The organism is Aeromonas sp. sif0611 (assembly GCF_019218845.1).
In the GTDB taxonomy this organism is placed as follows: Bacteria; Pseudomonadota; Gammaproteobacteria; order Enterobacterales; family Aeromonadaceae; genus Aeromonas; species Aeromonas media.
This window is the reverse complement of record NZ_JAHUWU010000005.1, coordinates 196,207-214,542: the sequence shown is the minus strand read 5'-3', so window position 1 is coordinate 214,542 and position 18,336 is coordinate 196,207. Positions and strand designations below refer to the sequence as shown.

At 63.8% G+C, this 18,336-nt stretch carries 16 protein-coding genes; 6 read left to right on the top strand and 10 right to left on the bottom strand.

From position 1 onward, the window contains the following. The first annotated feature begins 101 nt into the window (after positions 1 to 101). Positions 102 to 557 (top strand): hypothetical protein, encoded by a 456-nt coding sequence (locus KW824_RS14030; protein WP_218410101.1) that lies wholly within the window; start codon positions 102 to 104, stop codon positions 555 to 557. Positions 558 to 628: 71 nt separating this feature from the next. On the opposite strand, the gene KW824_RS14025 is transcribed toward KW824_RS14030, so the two are convergent. The 6 genes from KW824_RS14025 to argC form a co-directional block, all read right to left on the bottom strand. Next, positions 629 to 1,264, bottom strand: a complete 636-nt coding sequence (locus tag KW824_RS14025; RefSeq protein WP_218410100.1) for an FMN-binding negative transcriptional regulator — start codon at positions 1,262 to 1,264, stop codon at positions 629 to 631. Positions 1,265 to 1,392: 128 nt separating this feature from the next. Beyond that, the gene (gene argH, locus KW824_RS14020) at positions 1,393 to 2,775 is read right to left on the bottom strand and encodes an argininosuccinate lyase (RefSeq protein WP_218410099.1); all 1,383 of its coding nucleotides are present in this window, start codon (positions 2,773 to 2,775) and stop codon (positions 1,393 to 1,395) included. Positions 2,776 to 2,958: 183 nt separating this feature from the next. Beyond that, positions 2,959 to 4,194, bottom strand: a complete 1,236-nt coding sequence (locus KW824_RS14015) for an argininosuccinate synthase (RefSeq protein ID WP_042648372.1) — start codon at positions 4,192 to 4,194, stop codon at positions 2,959 to 2,961. Positions 4,195 to 4,248: 54 nt separating this feature from the next. Next, positions 4,249 to 5,160 (bottom strand): ornithine carbamoyltransferase, encoded by a 912-nt coding sequence (locus tag KW824_RS14010; RefSeq protein ID WP_218410098.1) that lies wholly within the window; start codon positions 5,158 to 5,160, stop codon positions 4,249 to 4,251. A gap of 25 nt (positions 5,161 to 5,185) precedes the next feature. Beyond that, a complete protein-coding gene (gene argB / locus KW824_RS14005) occupies positions 5,186 to 5,965 on the bottom strand; it encodes an acetylglutamate kinase (RefSeq protein ID WP_005324857.1) in 780 nt (259 codons plus the stop codon). A gap of 23 nt (positions 5,966 to 5,988) precedes the next feature. Further along, positions 5,989 to 6,996 carry an N-acetyl-gamma-glutamyl-phosphate reductase gene (gene argC, locus KW824_RS14000; RefSeq protein ID WP_218410097.1) on the bottom strand — a complete coding sequence of 336 codons (1,008 nt, stop codon included), beginning with the start codon at positions 6,994 to 6,996 and terminating at the stop codon, positions 5,989 to 5,991. A 261-nt stretch (positions 6,997 to 7,257) separates the two neighbouring features. Between argC and argE the strand changes: the two genes are divergently transcribed. Further along, positions 7,258 to 8,403 carry an acetylornithine deacetylase gene (gene argE, locus KW824_RS13995; protein ID WP_218410096.1) on the top strand — a complete coding sequence of 382 codons (1,146 nt, stop codon included), beginning with the start codon at positions 7,258 to 7,260 and terminating at the stop codon, positions 8,401 to 8,403. Between the two features lie 215 nt (positions 8,404 to 8,618). Beyond that, positions 8,619 to 11,252 (top strand): phosphoenolpyruvate carboxylase, encoded by a 2,634-nt coding sequence (ppc, locus tag KW824_RS13990; protein ID WP_005324863.1) that lies wholly within the window; start codon positions 8,619 to 8,621, stop codon positions 11,250 to 11,252. An 80-nt stretch (positions 11,253 to 11,332) separates the two neighbouring features. Here the strand turns inward: ppc and KW824_RS13985 are convergent, their stop codons facing one another. Further along, complete coding sequence (locus KW824_RS13985; protein WP_218410095.1) at positions 11,333 to 12,814, bottom strand: diguanylate cyclase; 1,482 nt, start codon at positions 12,812 to 12,814, stop codon at positions 11,333 to 11,335. 181 nt (positions 12,815 to 12,995) lie between these two features. On the opposite strand from KW824_RS13985, the gene ybaK reads away from it, so the two are divergent. Next, positions 12,996 to 13,466 carry a Cys-tRNA(Pro) deacylase gene (gene ybaK / locus KW824_RS13980; RefSeq protein WP_005324867.1) on the top strand — a complete coding sequence of 157 codons (471 nt, stop codon included), beginning with the start codon at positions 12,996 to 12,998 and terminating at the stop codon, positions 13,464 to 13,466. Positions 13,467 to 13,555: 89 nt separating this feature from the next. Here ybaK and KW824_RS13975 read toward each other — a convergent pair whose 3' ends face one another. Genes KW824_RS13975 through KW824_RS13965 form a run of 3 tightly spaced genes read right to left on the bottom strand, consistent with a single transcriptional unit; the run spans position 13,556 to position 15,205 of the window. Then, positions 13,556 to 14,281 carry a GNAT family N-acetyltransferase gene (locus KW824_RS13975; RefSeq protein ID WP_218410094.1) on the bottom strand — a complete coding sequence of 242 codons (726 nt, stop codon included), beginning with the start codon at positions 14,279 to 14,281 and terminating at the stop codon, positions 13,556 to 13,558. Next, complete coding sequence (locus KW824_RS13970; protein ID WP_043128472.1) at positions 14,271 to 14,720, bottom strand: rhodanese-like domain-containing protein; 450 nt, start codon at positions 14,718 to 14,720, stop codon at positions 14,271 to 14,273. The genes KW824_RS13975 and KW824_RS13970 overlap by 11 nt, the downstream gene beginning before the upstream one ends. Before the next feature lie 17 nt (positions 14,721 to 14,737). Further along, entirely contained in the window at positions 14,738 to 15,205 is a 468-nt protein-coding gene (locus tag KW824_RS13965; RefSeq protein WP_218410093.1) for an OsmC family protein, read from the bottom strand. Positions 15,206 to 15,736: 531 nt separating this feature from the next. Between KW824_RS13965 and KW824_RS13960 the strand changes: the two genes are divergently transcribed. Then, entirely contained in the window at positions 15,737 to 17,164 is a 1,428-nt protein-coding gene (locus KW824_RS13960) for a PLP-dependent aminotransferase family protein (RefSeq protein WP_218410092.1), read from the top strand. A 257-nt stretch (positions 17,165 to 17,421) separates the two neighbouring features. Further along, on the top strand, positions 17,422 to 18,333 hold the full coding sequence (locus KW824_RS13955) for a hypothetical protein (protein ID WP_256351381.1): 912 nt from the start codon (positions 17,422 to 17,424) through the stop codon (positions 18,331 to 18,333). Positions 18,334 to 18,336: the final 3 nt, after the last annotated feature.

Below are 18,336 nucleotides of genomic sequence, written 5' to 3'. Positions count from 1 at the left end.
CACAACAGGATCAGTGGCCTGTCCACCACGGCCGCATTCTTCACCAAACTGGCCCAATCCCTGCTCTGTCACTGTCATCAGCCGTACCGAAGAGTGACATCATGATCAGCACCCTGCTTCCCATCGCCTCGATCGCTCTCAAACTGGGCAGTCAGCTGCTGAGCGGCAGTGCCAAGACCCAACCGGTGCAGCAGCCGGCGCAGGAAGAGCGCCTGGCCCCCACAGTCCAGAGCCTGTTCCAGCGGCTGGGTGTCAAGGACGCCAATAGCGAGCAGAACCGCCCCGCCATCAACCACTTCATGAGCGAATTGCTGCAGACGCTGGGTCAGGAGAACAATGGCCAGTCCCTGCCCGAGGCCATAGACGCGGCCCGCAGCCAGCTCGCCAACGGCACCCAGAGCACCCGCCTCGACGCCCTGCAGAGCGAGCTCGACACCCTCAAGGGCTCCCTTGGCAGCAGCGATCTGAACCTGGATCAGCTGCTCGGCGCCTTCAAGCAGACCCTGCCCAATGGCAAGGGCGAAGGGGTTGGCAAACTGCTCAATGCCAATGCGTGAAGGGCTTCGACCAATAAAAACGGCAACCTCAGGGTTGCCGTTTTTGTCGGGCCGGACCCCATGATGTCACGCTAGGGGAGTGACGGCGGTGGACTCAGCATCGCCTCCGCCAGCGCATTCTGGCTCTTGGCCTGCAAGGCATCAATGGTTCCCTGCCGGTCCGCAGCCTCCTTGTTCTGGCTCAGCTTGAACTTGCCGACCAGCTGATCGATCTCGATCTCTAGGCCCACCACGGCCTGCACCCTGGCCTCGAGATAGTCGCGCGGTGCATCCGCCATCTTCCAGGGCGCGGGCTCCGCAGCCTCATGGGTACGAGTCAGGCTCGCCAGCAGGCGGCGCACGAAGCGGGCATCGTCCCGCACCCGGATGCGGCCATGGGCGTGTACTACGGCATAGTTCCAGGTCGGCACCTGCTGGTGGTGCGCCTGCTTGCTCGGATACCAGTTGGGGGAGATATAGCCCTCGACGGCCCTGAAGATCACCAGCACTTCCTGCCCTTCCTTCACCTCCTGCCAGAGCGGGTTGTTGCGTGCCACATGGGCCCGCAAGATCCCATGCTCCCCCTCATCGGCATCGAACTCGAACGGCAGGTGGTTGGCATCCAGCCCCTGCTCGCCACAGGTGACCAGGGCCCCCAGGGGATGGGCCAGGATCAGCTGGTGCAGCGCAGCGGGATCGGGGGTGGCGAAGTGGGGTGGCAGATACATAAGGGCTCCTTGGGCGATAACTTGGCTTCCATGCAGAGGCCCATTCTTGCGCAATCGGAATCGGCAGGCGATGGCACAGACATAAAAAAAGAGGGCCTGGGCCCTCTTCGTTTCATCCGGTTCGGCGATCAGCCGCGCTTGGCCAGCCAGGCCTCGGCGGCGGTGAGGGCCGCATCCACCAGCTCGCGGGCGACGCCGCCCTTAGCGACCCGCTTGGCCAGGGTCGCCTCCAGCTCCAGGTTCGGGTAGACATCCTCCCCCACCACCTGGCTGAAGCGCTGGAACTCAGCCAAAGAGAGCTCTTCCAGCGGCTTCTTCACCTGGATCGCGTAGACCACAGTTTCGCCGACGATATGGTGCGCCTCGCGGAACGGAATCCCCTTGGCCACCAGATAATCCGCCAGTTCGGTGGCGTTGGCGTAGCCGCCCTGGGCTGCCGCCTTGGTGCGCTCGCAATTGACCTTCAAGTCGATCAGCACCAGGGCAGCCATGTCGAGGCAGTCGTGCCAGGTGTCGAGGGCATCGAACAGCCCCTCTTTGTCTTCCTGCATGTCCTTGTTGTAGGCGAGCGGCAGCGCCTTGAGGCTCATCAGCATGCCCATCTGGGCGCCGACCACCCGGCCGGTCTTGCCTCGAATGAGTTCGAGCGCGTCCGGGTTCTTCTTCTGGGGCATCAGGGAGGAGCCCGAGGTGACCGCATCGGACAGCTCGACGAAGCCCGCCTCGCCGGTGTTGTAGAAGATCAGGTCTTCGGCGAAGCGCGACAGGTGCGCCATGGAGAGGGACGCCACGTGCATCAGCTCCACCACATGATCCCTGTCGGAGACCGAGTCCAGGCTGTTGCGGGTCGCACCGCTAAAGCCCATGTCCAGCGCCAGCGCCTCACGGTCGATGGCATAGGCGGTGCCCGCCAGGGCGCCGCAGCCGAGCGGACTGGTGTCGAGCCGTTTCAGGGCATCCTGCAGACGGGAATAGTCCCGCTCCAGCATCTCCACATAGGCAAGCGCCCAGTGGGCGAAGGTGACCGGCTGGGCCCGCTGCAGGTGGGTGTAACCGGGCAGCACGGCAGCCTGGTTGGCGCGCGCCGAGGCGACCAGCCCCTGTTGCAACGCAGTGATGGAGCCGAGCAGCAGCTCGCCCTGTGCCTTGCACCAGAGTTTAAGGTCGGTGGCGACCTGATCGTTGCGCGAGCGGCCGGTGTGCAGCTTCTTGCCCAGGGTGCCGACGGCATCGATGAGCTTGCCCTCGACCCAGGAGTGAATGTCTTCGGCGTCTGAACTCAGGATCTGCTGGGGATCCTGCTGCACCGAGGCGAGCAGCACCTCCATCGCCTGTTGCAGTTTGCCTTGCTCATCGCTGGTCAATACACCCACCTTCACCAGCGCCTTGGCCCAGGCCATGGAGCCCTGGATATCCTGCTCCGCCAGCCGGTAATCAAACCGCAGCGAATCGTTGAACTGCTTGAACCGGCTATCGGCTCCCTGACTGAAGCGTCCACCCCAAAGTGCCATACTGCTCTCCTTGAATGCGTTGTCGGCGGCGCCTTGCGCCGCCGAACTTGAAATCGTGCCCTGTTGTTCTGCGAGCCTGTTATCTCACAGATGCGGCCAGGACGCTGCCGCTTTGCTCACACCCCACTGATACAAGAGGGGGCAATGCCCCCTCTCCGGTACCAGCGGATTTAATCCTGCGGCTTAGCCGTGGGTGTGATCGCCGCCGATGGCCTGATGCTGCTCCTTCATGGCGCGGATCCGGCTAGCCAGGGTGTAGAGACGGATGAAGCCTTCGGCGTGGCTCTGGTCATACACTTCGTCGGCGCCGAAGGTGGCGAAGTCTTCGGAGTAGAGGCTGTTCGGCGACTTCTTCTGCACCGCAGTGACCTGACCCTTGTACATCTTCAGCACCACTTCGCCGTCGAGATCCTCGGCGATGGCGTTGGCGGAGGCGACAATGGCCTTGCACAGCGGAGTGAACCAGCGGCCGTCATACACCAGGTGGGAGAACTCGGCACCCAGCTTCTCCCGCCAGGCACGGGTCGGGCGATCCAAGACCAGCTCTTCCACGGCGCGCAGTGCGGCGACCATGACGGTACCACCCGGGGTCTCGTAGCAGCCACGGGACTTCATGCCCACCATGCGGTTTTCGGTGATGTCGATACGGCCCACGCCGTGCTTGCCGGCACGCTCGTTCAGGGTCATCAGGATCTGGAGCGGAGTCAGCGGTTGATCGTCAACGGCCACCACCTCGCCCTGAGCCACGGTCAGCTTGACGTATTCCGGCTCGTTCGGTGCCTGCTCGGCAGAGACAGTCCACTGCCAGACCGCTTCGGACGGCTCGTTCCAGGTGCTCTCCAGCTCGCCACCCTCGGTGGAGATGTGCCAGGCGTTCGCATCGCGGCTGTAGATCTTCTTCAGGGTCGCCTTGCAGGGGATGTTGCGGGCTTCCAGATAGGCCAGCAGATCTTCCCGGGAACGCATGTCCCACAGACGCCAGGGGGCGATGACCTTCAACTGGGGAGCCAGGGCAGCCACGGCGCCTTCGAAACGTACCTGGTCGTTACCCTTGCCGGTGCAGCCGTGGGAGATGGCGTCGGCCCCTTCTGCCAGGGCCGCTTCCACCATCGCCTTGGCGATGATGGGACGGGCCATGGAGGTGCCCAGCAGGTAGGTGCCTTCGTAGACGGCGCCGGTCTTCAGAGTCGGATAGACGTACTCCTTGACGAACTCTTCGCGCAGATCCTTGACGATGCACTTGGTGGCGCCGGAGGCGATGGCTTTTTGCTCGATCCCTTCCAGATCGTCACGCTCCTGACCGACGTCGGCGACGAAGGCGATGATCTCCGCATCGTAGTTCTCTTTGAGCCATGGAATGATGGCCGAGGTATCCAGTCCGCCCGAGTAAGCCAGTACGATCTTGTTGATTCCGCTCATTTACTTCTCTCCGTGATGATTCGATAAGGTTGTGATTCAGGGTCGGTCGCCGGCTTATTTATGACCCAAAAGCGTCAGCAGCACGGCATTCTGGATATGCATCCGGTTTTCTGCCTCATCCATGATGAGGGAGGCTGGTCCGTCCATGACCTCCGAGGTGATCTCCAGCTCCCGGTGCGCCGGCTGGCAATGCAGCACATGCTGGATGCCGGTGCGATCGAGCAGAGCCTGGTTGATCTGATAAGGCATGAAGATATCTTTTACCTGCTCCATTGGTGTGTTGTCACCCATGGAAACCCAGGTGTCGGTATAAACCACGTCGAAGCCTTCGATGGCGCCCACGTCATCGCTGATGTTGATATGCGCGCCAGATTGCGCCGCCAGCGCCTGGGCCTGCAGGAAGATCTGGGTATCCGGGCCGTGGCCTTTCGGGCAGACCAGGGTCACGTCGGTGCCGAGGGTCGCCCCCAGCAGCAGCAGGGAGTGGCTGACGTTGTTGCCATCGCCGAGGTAGGCCAGCTTCACCTTGGAGAGATCGCTGTAGTGCTCGCTGATGGTCATGAAGTCCGCCAGCCCCTGGCAAGGGTGGTAGAGGTTGCACAGGCTGTTCACCACCGGCACAGAGCCATGCTCCGCCAGCTCGACCAGGGTCTGGTGATCGAACACCCGCGCGACGATGGCGTCACACCAGCGCGACAGGTTGGTGGCGAAATCCTTCACCGACTCCCGCTTGCCGAGCGCGCCGTTCTGCTGATCCAGGTAGACGCTATGACCCCCGAGCCGGGCGATGCCGATGTCAAAGGTGACCCGGGTGCGCAGGGAGGGCTTCTCGAACAGGGTGACCACGCTCTTGCCCGCCAGCGCCTGACCGTACTTCTTGGGGTCCGCCTTGACCGATTTGCCCAGGGCGATCAGCGCCTCGATCTGGGCCTTGCTCAAGTCACTGTCTTTCAGAAGATGTTGCATCGGATGTTCCTTTTTCCGGCCAGGGTTAGAGGGTGACTTGGGTGCCGACGGCGCCGCCGGCCAGCAGCTTGAGCAGTTGGTCCGGGTAGCGCCAGCTGGCGACACAGACAGGTTTGCCCAGGGTCTCGGCGGCGTGCAGGGCGGCCTTCACCTTCACCGCCATGCCATCGCGAATAACGCCCTTCTCCATCAGGTCCAGCGCGCTCTGTTTGTCCAGCTGCGGCACCAGCTTGCCCTTGCCATCCAGGATGCCGCTCACGTCCGACAGCATCACCAGATCGGCACCCAGCGCCTCGGCAATCGCCGTGGCCGCCTGATCCGCGTTGACGTTCATCAGCTGGCCGTCGGCGGTGATACCGATGGAGCTCACCACCGGCAGGAAACCCTGCCCCAGGATGCCGGCCACCAGCGCCGGGTTGCCCGGCTGGCAGTCACCGACGGCGCCGAGATCCGGGTCGAGCTGGGTCACCTGGCAGAGGCCGCCGTCGGCGAGGCAGAGCCCCACGGCAGGGATGCCGGTGGCGATGGCCTTGGCCATCATCATCTTGTTCGCGGTGCCCGCCAGGGCCCCGGCGATGAAGGGGATCTGCTCGAACGGGGTGACCCGCAGGCCGTTCTTCTTGGTGGAGGTCATCCCCAGCCCCTTGAGCAGGTCATCCACCAGGCAGCCACCACCGTGCACCAGCACCAGGGGACGGTGTTGATCGTCCAGGAAGGTTTTCAGGGTGGCGAACAGGGCGGTCAGGGCCTCGTCGTTCTCGATCAGGGCGCCGCCCAACTTGATTACCAGCGTCTGCTTGTCCATCTTCTCGATCCTTCCTTAAAGCGTTAAATCAGGCCAGTGGCCGGTTCAAAACCAAACTTGATATTTATGCACTGCATCGCCTGGGAGGCGGCGCCCTTGAGCAGGTTGTCGATGGCGGAAACCACCACCAGCATGTTGCCCTGCTGCTGCCAGGCGAGGTCGCAGTAAGGGGTATTGGCCACGCCACGGATGGAGGGCATCTGGCCGGTGAGGCGCACCAGGGGCTTGCCTTCATAGGCCTTGAGATAGGCTTGATCCACCTGGGTCTGCGTCACCCCATCCGCCAGTTGCACATAGATGGTGGCCAGTATGCCCCGCACATAGTTGCCAAGGTGGGGCTGGAACAGCACCCCCTTGCCCAGGTGGTGGCTGATCTCCGGCTGGTGTCTGTGATTGAAGGTGCCGTAGGGGCTCAGGCTAACCTCGCAGAAGCTGGTGTTGATGGCGGCCTTGCGACCGGCTCCGGAGACACCGGACACCGCGTTGATGATGGGCTGCCATCCCTCGGCAATCAGACCGGCCTGCTGCAGCGGCTTGAGGGCGCAGAGGGAGGCGGTCGGATAGCAGCCGGGCACCGCAATCAGCTGGGCAGCGGCAATGGCATCGGCATTCCACTCCGCCAGACCGTAGACGGCCTGTTCCAGCCACTGCTCGCTCTCGTGGGTGAAACCGTAGAAGGAGGCGTAGAACCCCTGATCCTTGACCCGGAATGCGCCGGAGAGATCGAACACCGGCAGCCCCTTGGCCAGGAACTTGGGGACAAGCTCGGCGCTCACCTCGTGGGCGGTGGCCAGCAACACCAGATCGGCCTGGGTCAGGATCCGGGTCATGCCGTCCTCGTCCAGCGGCAGCAGCGGCTGATCCAGCTCACCGACCCACTGGGGATGCAGGGAAGAGAAACGCTTGTGGGCGTCCTGGCTGCCGGCGGAGACATAGAGGCCGAACAGCTTGAGTTCTGGATGGTTCTGGACCAGTGCGGCCAGTTCGGCCCCCGCGTAGCCACTGGCACCGACGATAACGGTATTGAGCATGTTTGAGTATTCCAAGTCTGGGTTCGAAATTCACAGCGTGGTGCTGCGGTGCAAGGGGTCGGCTATCGCCCCCTAGATGCAACGAGTGCGGAGGGGCAATTCAGGCGGATATGCGTCGTCGGTTACAGATCAGGTGACAGAACATTAACTTTCCCTTACAACTAGAAGCCTTGTTGATGAGTACTTGAACAGAATATTCATGCACTCACTTTGCATTTGTATTTTCTAACAGAAACACTCCGGGGACGCAAGGAGGAGCTGATGGCCAATCTGGATTTTTTTTCACTTTATAAGAATATTATTGCGATTCCCTCTATCAGCAGCACGGATCCTCGCTGGGATCAGAGCAACGAGGCGGTGATCCGGCTGCTGGCCGACTGGTTCGGCCAGCTCGGCTTCCAGTGCGAGGTGACGGCACTGCCCGACCTGCCGGGCAAGTTCAACCTGGTGGCGACCTATGGCCAGGGGGAAGGGGGCCTGCTGCTGGCGGGTCACACCGATACGGTGCCGTTCGACGAGGGAGGCTGGAGCAAGGATCCCTTCAAGGTAACCGAGGAGGGCAACCGCCTGTACGGGCTCGGCACCATCGACATGAAGGGCTTCTTCGCCTTCATCGTGGAGGCGCTGAAAGATATCGATCTCACCACCCTCAGCAAGCCACTGCGCATCCTGGCCACCGCTGACGAGGAGACCACCATGGCGGGGGCCCGTGCCATCGCCGCAGCCGCCGAGATCAAACCCGACTATGCGGTGATCGGTGAACCCACCGGTCTGGTGCCCGTAGTGGCTCACAAGGGCCACATGTCGGAGGCGATCCGCATCACAGGCCGAAGCGGTCACAGCTCGGATCCCGCCAACGGGGTCAACGCTCTGGAGATCATGCACCAGGCCATGGGGCAAGTGCTCAAGCTGCAACACAGCCTGAAAGAGAAGTACGCCGACCACAGATTCGCGGTACCACAGCCCACGTTGAATCTGGGCTACATCCAGGGGGGCGACAGCCCGAACCGCATCTGCGGCTGCTGCGAGCTGCACATCGACATGAGGCCCACCCCTCAGGTGGGACCGGATGAACTGATGGGCCTGCTCAAAGAGGCGCTCTCCCCCATCGAAGTTCACCAGCCGGGCTGCCTGCACCTGCAACACCTGCACGAACCCATTCCGGCCTATGCCTGCGAGGACGGCTCCGAGCTGGTGCGGGAGGCCGAGCGGGCGAGCGGTCGGGCCGCCGAATCCGTGAACTATTGTACCGAGGCCCCCTTTATCCAGCAGTTGGGATGCCAGACCATAGTGATGGGCCCGGGCCATATCACTCAGGCCCATCAGCCCGATGAATACCTGGATCTCTCGTTCGTCAAACCGACCACGGCGGTGCTGCAGCACCTGATCCGGCGTTTCTGCGCCTAGGTCGAGGGGAATGTAAGTAAGTTACATGACATGCCGCCTCGGGACAGGTGAGGGAAATACATGTTCTGAATCGGCCTGTTATTTGACCTTGCGCAGACAATCTGGGTAGATTGTCCCCCTAAGATGACGGAGCATATGTTGTAATCGCACAACAATAAGTGAGGCTGCCTCTCCCCTCGGAAGGTCAAGGGGCACCAACCAAATAAGGATGTGGAATGAACGAAAAGTACGCCGCCCTACGGGCCAACGTAGGCATGTTGGGCCAACTGCTGGGGAAATCCATCAAGGATCATCAGGGTCAAGCCTTCCTCGACAAGATTGAGACCATTCGTCAACTGGCCAAGTCCTCCCGCAAGGGCAACGAGTCAGACCGGGAACGCCTGCTAGAGACCCTGCGTACTCTCTCCGATGACGAGCTGCTGCCCGTGGCCCGCGCCTTCAGCCAGTTCCTCAATCTGGCCAACGTGGCGGAGCAGTTCCACACCATCTCCCGCCGCTGCGAAGAGCAGGAGTGCACGCCGGACCCGCTTGAGCAGATGTTTGCCAAGCTGAAAGCCTCCAACCTCTCCCAGGAAGCCATCATCCAGGCAGTACGCGAGCTGGACATCGACCTGGTGCTGACCGCCCACCCCACCGAGGTGACCCGTCGTACCCTGATCCACAAGCACGTGCAGCTCAACGACTGCCTAGAAGCGCTGGAGCTCTCCGATCTGCTGCCCCGCGAGCGGGACAAGATCCTCAATCGCATCGAACAGCTGGTCAATCAGGCCTGGCACACCAACGAGATCCGCGAGCAGCGTCCGACCCCGGTGGACGAGGCCAAGTGGGGCTTCGCCGTGGTGGAAAACAGCCTGTGGCCGGCCATTCCCGAATTCATGCGCAATCTGGACGAGCGCCTGCAACACCACCTGGGTGTGCGCCTGCCGCTGGATGCCGCGCCGGTCAAGTTCACCTCCTGGATGGGCGGTGACCGCGACGGCAACCCCTTCGTCACCGCCAAGGTGACCGCAGAGGTGCTGGAGCTGGGTCGCTGGATGGCGGTCAACCTCTTCTACCGCGACATCAAGGAGCTCACCTCAGAGCTCTCCATGGCCGACTGTACCGAGGCCGTGCGCGCCCGAGTCGGTGACAACCCCGAGCCCTACCGCGCCCTGGTGCGCGAGCTGCGCGAGCAACTGCGCGAGACCCAGGAGTTCCTCACCGCCAAGGTGCAGGGTCAGGCGAGCGAGAGCCGCGATCTCATCAAGACCACGGCCCAGCTGCGCGAGCCGCTGGAGCTCTGCTACCACTCCCTGCACGCCTGCGGCATGGGCAACATCGCCGACGGCATGCTGCTGGACGTGCTGCGCAAGCTGGCCTGCTTCGGCATCCATCTGGTCAAGCTGGACATCCGCCAGGACGGTGAGCGTCATGGTCAGGTCTTCTCCGAGCTGACCCGCTACCTCGGCATGGGTGACTACGCCGAGTGGAGCGAGGACGACAAGCAGGCCTTCCTGCTCAACGAACTGAACTCCCGCCGCCCGCTGATCCCCACCGACTGGGCACCGAGCGACGAGACCCGCGAGACCATAGACACCTGCCGGGTGATCGCCGGTCACGACCCGGATGCGTTCGGCATCTACATCATCTCCATGGCCGGTGCACCGTCCGACGTCTTGGCGGTGCAGCTGCTGCTGAAGGAGGCGGGTTGCAAGTTCCGCATGCCGGTCGCTCCGCTGTTCGAGACCCAGGAAGATCTGATGGCGGGCACCGCCGTGATGGATCGCCTGCTGTCGGTGGACTGGTATCGCGGCTACATCCAGGGTCGTCAGTACGTGATGATCGGTTACTCGGATTCCGCCAAGGACGCGGGCATGATGGCCGCCGGCTGGGCCCAGTACGCCGCCATGGAATCCCTGGTGGGGCTGGCTGAAGCCAACAACATCCGCCTGACCCTGTTCCATGGCCGTGGCGGTACCGTCGGTCGCGGCGGCGCCCCCGCCCATCAGGCGATCCTGTCCCAACCGCCGGGATCCCTGCGCGGTGGTCTACGGGTCACCGAACAGGGCGAGATGATCCGCTTCAAGTTCGGCCTGCCCAAGGTCGCCATCCACAGCCTGAACCTCTACACCAGCGCCGTGCTGGAGGGGAACCTGCTGCCGCCACCCAAGCCCAAGGAGTGCTGGCGCGCCGTTATGGAGCAGCTGGCCACCGTCTCCTGCGATCACTACCGCAGCATAGTGCGCGGCCACCCGGACTTTGTGCCCTACTTCCGCGCCGCCACCCCGGAGATGGAGCTCGGCAAGCTGCCGCTCGGTTCCCGTCCCGCCAAGCGCAAGCCCAACGGCGGCGTCGAGAGCCTGCGCGCCATCCCCTGGATCTTCGCCTGGACCCAGAACCGGCTGATGCTGCCGGCCTGGCTCGGTGCCCACAAGGGTCTGCAGCAGGCCATAGATGACGGTCAGAAGAGCGTGCTGGACGAGATGAGCCGCCAGTGGCCCTTCTTCCGCACCCGTCTCGAGATGCTGGAGATGGTGTTCCTCAAGGCCGACCTCTGGCTGGCGGAGTACTACGACACTCGTCTGGTGCCCAAAGAGCTGTGGGCCCTCGGCAAGCAACTGCGTCAGGAGCTCTCCGACTCCATCCAGGTGGTGCTGGAGCTGCGCCCGCAGGGAGACCTGCTGGACGACCAGCCCTGGATCAAGGAGTCCATCAAGCTGCGCAACCCCTACACAGACCCGCTCAACGTGCTGCAGGTCGAGCTGCTTGGCCGCTCGCGCAAGAACCCTGAGACCCTGCACCCCGAGCTGGATCAGGCGCTGATGGTCACCATCGCCGGTATAGCCGCGGGCATGCGCAACACGGGTTGATGGCCAGGCCATCAAGCACCTCTTCCTGATATAAAAGGGCGCCTATATGGCGCCCTTTCTGTTTCTGCTGTCAAGGCAGCCTAGGCAATCCGGTTGCGTCCCCGGCGCTTGGCCTCGTAGAGGCGCTGATCCACGCACAACAACCAGTCATCCATGCAGCGGTAGCTCATCTGATAGGGGGTGAGGCCCAGGCTGATGGTGACGGTGATCGTCTGTTGTTGATACAGGAAGCTGTGCTGCTCGACCAGTTGCCGGATGCGCTCCATGATGGCGCGAGCCTCCTCCAGGGTGGTACCGCGCAGCAGCATGATGAACTCCTCCCCGCCGAACCTTGCCACCAGATCCTGGCTGCGCACCGCCTGCATCAGCAGACGCGCCAGCTCCTCGAGCACCGCATCCCCGGCAAGGTGACCATGCTCATCGTTGATCTGCTTGAAAAAGTCGATATCGATGAGGACCAGGCAGCAGGCTTCTCCCTCGGCCGGATGGCGCTGGATATGATCGAGCAGGACATTCGCCTGGGTGAAGAAGCTGCTGCGGTTGGGCAGCTTGGTGAGAAAGTCGTGCTCGGCGTTGAAGCGCAGCACCCGCTCCATCCGGCTGCGCTCATCCTCCAGATTGCGAGCGTGGATCAGGGTGCCGAGCGCCGTGGTGAGCGGTTCGAGCTGAGTCACCAGGGTTTCGTCGAAGCCACAGGGACGGTTCGCAAGGGCGATCATCCCGATGGCCTCCCCCTTGTGGCGGATGGGGATGCCGAGAAAACTGTCCAGACGGGGGTGTCCCCGGGGGGAGACGCCGCGACTCGCCGGATGACTCGGCAGATCATTGCAGCACACCAGGGTGTTGTGGGTCACCACGTGGCCGAACAGGTTGTCGAGCTTGCTGAAGATGAGGCCGCCCCGGTTCTGGCGTTGCTGCTCGTACCAGGCGTGGGTCGCCTCGTCCCAGGAGACGTTCGAGATGGAGGGGATGTAGAGGCTGGGCAGCCCCTCCTCGTACTGGACGATGCCGATGAAGCCATAGGTGCTCTGGCTGACGCTCAGCAGCCGCTCGAACACGGTGTCGCAGGCGGATGCCAGGTTGCGGTCGAGCAGAAAGCTCTGATGGGCGGCCACGACGATGTCGAACAGCTGGCTCTGCTGCTCGACCCGTTGCTTGGCCAGCACCTCGGAGGTGATGTCGTGGGCCAGCTTGATCACCCCGAGCAGGGCCCCCGCTTCGTCGGTGATGGGCATGTAGGTGGCGTGGATCCAGAGGGTACCGCCATCGTGCATGACGCGGCGAAACTCCCCCGAGTGGATCTCGCCCTTCAACACGCCCTGCCAGAAGCGTCCGTACTCGGCGTGCAGTTCCGGCGGCAACAGCAGCAGATGGGACTGGCCGACCAGCGCATAGGGGGCATAGCCGAACATGCGGCAGAACAGCAGGTTGACCGACACCATGCGGCCATCCAGATCGAACTCGACCATGCCGTAGGTCCGGTCGAGGGCGGTCAGCCGGGCCAGGGCCTCATAACGATCGAACGTGTCGATATCGCGAGAGCGGATTGCTGGGGTATTCATGGCTACGATTCCTTTCGATCGCCATCGCATCGCGGTGGAATGCGGGAACAAGAGCTCAGATCATAGGATCCGGGATCCGGTTGCGCGAACAGAGGCCCCCATGGGGGGTGAAGGCTGACACTTGCCACATCTGGCCCTCGGGCGCAGACTGTCTGGCCTTGTTCCGGCCCGAGGAGACCCCATGACACCCGCCATCAACCTGCTGAAGAAGCTGAAAATCCCCCACAAGCTCTATCCCTACGAGTGCGAAGCCCACGACGATTTCGGCAAGCATGCCGCGACCCAGCTCGGCCTGCCCCAGGCTCAGGTGTTCAAGACCTTGCTGGCTCACCACGACAAGCAGGCGGTGGTCGCCATAGTCCCCTCCTCCGGCATGTGCAGCCTCAAACAGCTCGCCAAGGCCACCGGCCTCAAGAAGGTGGAGATGATGAAGCCGGCCGATGCCGAGAAGCTGACCGGCTACAAGGTGGGCGGCATCAGCCCGCTGGCCCAGAAGAAGTTGTTGCCGACCGTGCTGGACGACTCCGCCATGGCGTTTGACGAGATCCTGGTGAGTGGCGGCAAGCGCGGCCTCTCGGTCGGGGTGGCGCCCGAGGACATGGTGCGCCTGATGAAGTGGATAGCCGCCCCCATCGGCGAGCACCATGAATGAGCTCACTCATCAAGCAACATCCAGCATGAGAGAGGCCCCGCAATCGGGGCCTCTTGCGTTTTGCCCTTCAGGCCCAAGGGACCACAGGCTTATGGCGTCACCCGGCAGGCGGCGGTGAGCTCGGAGAGGCGCAGCCGCTGGCGCCCCTGTTCGTCGAAGTTGGCATCCGCCAGCCAGCGCTCGAAACAGCCCTTCAATGCGGGCCACTCGCCGTCTATCACCGAGAACCAGGCGGTATCCCGGCTGTGCCCCTTGTCCACCCGCGCCTGGCGGAACGTCCCCTCATAGCAAAAGCCGAGACGCAGCGCCGCCTGCCAGGAGGGCCGGTTCAGGGCATTGCACTTCCACTCGTAGCGGCGATACCCCAGGGCGAAGGCATTGGCCATCATCAGCGCCATGGCCGCCGTCGCCAGCCGCGACTGCTGCAGGGCCGGCGAGAAGTGCAGCCAGCCCACCTCCACGCTGCCCGCGGCGGGGTCGATGCGCAGGTAGCTGGCGAGCCCCAGCGCCCGGCCGCGCCTCTCATCGACAATGGCATAGAACTGGGGATCGGCCTTGGCGGCGACCCCTCGCAGCCAGGCCAGCATGGCCGCCTCATTCTCGAAGGGGCCGCTGGTGAGGTAGGTCCACATGGCCCCGCTGTCGGCACAGAAGGCCTGCCACAGGCTGCCGCCGTGGCGCTCGGGATCGAGCGGTTCCAGGCGACAGCCCCAGCCGCTCAGCACCCGATGAGGAGGGAACTCGGCGCCCCGCCAGTCGGGCAGAGACTCCCCCAGGGGTTGGCCATGGCCGTTGAAGAGGGATTCAGCAGGCACAGGCGATCCCCCCTTCCAGCAAGACGCCGGCCTCGCTGCCGGTGGCGACGGCGAAGCCGTCCTGGCGCCACCAGTGCAGGCCGCCGATCAGCTCCTTGACCCGAAAGCCCAGGGCCGCCAGCTTGTACGCCCCCTGGGTCGAGCCGTTGCAGCCGATGCCATCGCAGTAGCAGACATAGACCCTGTCCCGCGACAGCCCCTGGGTGGTCGCCGGGCTCATGGTGCGATGGGGGAAGGAGATGGCGCCCGGGATATGGCCCTCGGCGTAGTGCGCGGGGGAGCGGGTGTCGATGACCACTATGCTGCCCCTCTCGTCCGCCTCCCCGGCCAGCAGATCGGCGGCGAGATCCGCCGGATCGGTGCGAAACTTCAACTGGGCCTCGAAAAACGCGCTGGCCTCCAGCGGGCTCGCGACCCCGGTACTCAATACATGACTCATCCTGAACCTCCTTGTGATTAGAGTGCTATCTCTGTGGTGACGACGGTGTTGACCGAGTTGGCAATGAAGCACTCCTCGTGGGCCTGGTGGTGTAGCCGCTCCAGCGCGGCGAGATCGGGCCGACGCTCGCCGCCAAACCGCACCCTGGGGTGCAGGGTGACCCGGGTGATGGACTGGCGACCTCGCTCGTTCTGCTCCATGATGCCGACGGCCTCATCCCGGTAGCTCTCCACCAGATAACCCGCCCTGGCAACCAGCCAGAGGAAGGTCAGCATGTGACAGCTGGAGAGGGATGCGACGAAGGCCTCCTCGGGATCCACGTGCTCGGCCACCGAGTAAGGCAAGGGCACCACCTGGGGGGAGGAGGAGGCGGGTACCCTGACTCCGCCGTCAAACGCCCACTCATGGGCCCGGCTGTAGCGCTGATCGACAAAGGGCTCGCTGGCCCCTCGCTGCCAGCTGATGGTGGCGCTGTATTCCGACATGCAGACTCCTTCTGTAGCCAATGGGATTGCTTCACTTCCTTGCCCACCAATGTAGCGACAAAATGGCCTTGCCACGCCGACCAATTTTGCCAATATGGGCAGACCAATTTATCCGCAACGGGAAGTGCCATGACAGCCCTGCCGACCCTCTTTGCCGACCAGCAACAGAACGATCTTTCCCTGCACGAACAGTTGGTGCGCACCCTGCGGGAAGCGATATCCGGATGGGGGGGCCATCTGCCCCGCCCCCGCAGAGGCCAATCATGACAGTCCTGCCAACCCTCTTTGCCGACCAGCAGCAAAACGATCTTCCCCTGCACGAACAGTTGGTGCGCACCCTGCAGGAGGCGATATCCGGATGGGGGGGCCATCTGCCCCGCCCCCGCGGAGGCCAATCATGACAGTCCTGCCAACCCTCTTTGCCGACCAACAGCAAAACGATCTTCCCCTGCACGAACAGTTAGTGCGCACCCTGCGGGAGGCGATATCCGGATGGGGGGGCCATCTGCCCCGCCCCCGCGGAGGCCAATCATGACAGTCCTGCTAACCCTCTTTGCCGACCAGCAGCAAAACGATCTTCCTCTGCACGAACAGCTGGTGCGCACCCTGCGGGAGGCGATACTGGCGGGTCATCTGCCGCTGCACGGCAGGCTGCCGGCCAGCCGCATGCTGGCCCGGGATCTCGGCATCTCCCGCAGCACGGTGGAGCTGGCCTATGGCCGGCTGGAGGCGGAAGGGTATCTGGTGCGCAAGGTGGGGGCCGGCAGCTTCGTCGCCCTGGCGGCGGTGCGCCCCGCTCCGCGCCCGCCCCAGTCGGCGGCGGGGCTCTCACGACGTGGTCAGGAGATGGCGCAAGGGGGGGCCTGCCACGAGGTGCCCGAGGTGGGCAACTCCTTTGCCTCCAGCCAGCCGGATCCCCGCCTCTTTCCCCAGGCACTCTGGGGTCGCCTGATGCAGCAGCAGTGGCGCCAGGGGGCCAGCGACTGGATGAATTACGGGGATCCGCAAGGGCTGGCCACGCTGCGCGCCGCTATCAGCAGCTACCTGGTACAGTCGCGGGGCGTGGTGTGCGAGCCGGAGCAGATCCTGATCCTCACCAGCTCCCAGCAGGGCATATTGCTGGCGACCCAGTTGCTCATCGATGCCGGTGACACCGTCTGGGTGGAGGATCCGGGCTATCCCGGGGCCCGCACCGCCATGGAGAGCGCCGGCGCCCGCATCCACCCGGTGCCGGTGGACGAGGAGGGGCTCAACCCCGCCGGTGAACATCCCAGCCCCAGGCTCATCTACTGCACCCCGGCCCACCAGTACCCCCTGGGCGTGCCCATGAGCCTGCCGCGCCGCATGGCACTGCTGGCGGAGGCCGAGCGGCGCGGCGCCTGGATCCTGGAGGACGACTACGACGGGGAGTACCAGTACGATCAGCGGCCGCTCCCCGCCCTGCAGGGGCTGGATGGCCAGGGGCGTGTCCTCTATGTGGGGACCTTCAGCAAGGTGCTGTTTGGTTCCTTGCGCCTCGCCTACCTGGTCTTGCCGCGCCCCCTGATGGAGGCCTTCAGCCGGGCTCGCGCCGCCGTCGACGGCCACAGCAACCAGTTGCAGCAGGCGGTCACCGCGGACTTCATCCGCGCCGGCCACTTCGCCACTCACCTGCGCCAGAGCCGTCTCGTTTACCAGAGTCGACGGGATCTGCTGCTGGCCGAGCTGGCCGAGCACTGCCCAAGGCTCACCCCCGTCCACAGCGGCGCCGGGTTGCAGTGCGCCGTGCTGCTCCCCGCCGGGGGAGAGGCCCGCTGGACTGAGGCGGCCAACGCCCGGGGGTTGGGGCTGCGCCCCCTGCGTCAGTATCACCTCGCCCCGCCCACCCGGGAGGGCTGGTTGCTCGGCTTCGGCTGTCTCGACAACCAGACCCTGCGCCAGCTGTGTCGCCAGCTGGGCGCCCTGATGGAATCGGTCTGAGGTTAGGCCAGAAGAGCCCGGGTCCCATCATCACACTCTGCTGCCTGTTGAGGTCGCAGATAAATGCCGTCTGAGGCCAGGCCCAGAAGTCAGAGGCGTCCGGGCCCCACAATCGCACTGTGTCCCCAGTCGGGTTCGCAGGTAAATGCCGTCTGAAGCCAGGCCCAGAGGTCAGAGGAGCCGGGGCCAATAGCGCTGTGTCGGCAGGGGGGCCCCGAACTATAATGGGCACACTCCCGTTGTAGAACCCGGCCAAGATGCATCGACTCCTGCTCCTGCTCCTCATGCTCTCCCTCTCCGCCTCCCCGATGGCGGCCACCCGATTTACCCTGCTCAGCCCGGAGAATGAACAGGATGCCCGCATGGACTACTACCGGGAGGCGATGCGACTGGCGCTGGAGAAGACCCGCCAGCAATATGGCGACTACGAGCTGCACGACTCCCTCAAGATGAACAAGGCGCGGATGCGGCTCGAGGTGCAAAAGCCGGGCAGAAATGCCCTCTTCATCATCGACAACTGGCCCCAGAAGACGCCTCACCCCGAGGTCAGCCGGATCCCCTTCCCCATCGATCTCGGCATTCTCGGTTACCGGGTCTGCTTCGTCGGCGCCGACCGCGCCAAGGCGCTGGCCGGGGTCCGCACCCTGGCACAACTGCAGGCGTTCAGTCAGGGAAGTGGCAAGGGGTGGCAGGATGCCGATATCTTGCGCCACAACGGCTTCCAGGTGCAGGAGGTGGACAACTACGAGTCTCTTTTTCGCATGGTGGCCCGTGGCAGGGTCGATCTCTTCTGTCGCGGTGCCAACGAGATACTGGCGGAGTGGGAGACCCACCACCCCAGGTTGCCGACACTCACCGTCGATCGCCATGTGATCCTCTTCTATCCCTTGATCCACGCCTTCTACAGCCATGTCACCTACCACAAGGAGCGCGAGCGCATCCAGCTCGGCCTGCGGCTGGCCTGGCAGGACGGCTCACTCAAACGGCTCTGGCGCCAGCACTTCCAACCCTCCCTGGCGTTCACCCAGCTGGCCTCGCGCCAGCTGTTCAGGCTGAACAACCCCCTGCTGCCCGCCGAGGGAAACGACTACCGATCCTATCTCTATGATCCGGCCCGGGATGCGTTCGGTATTCCCCCCCACGACAAGACAGGCAAGGTAGGCAAGTAGCAC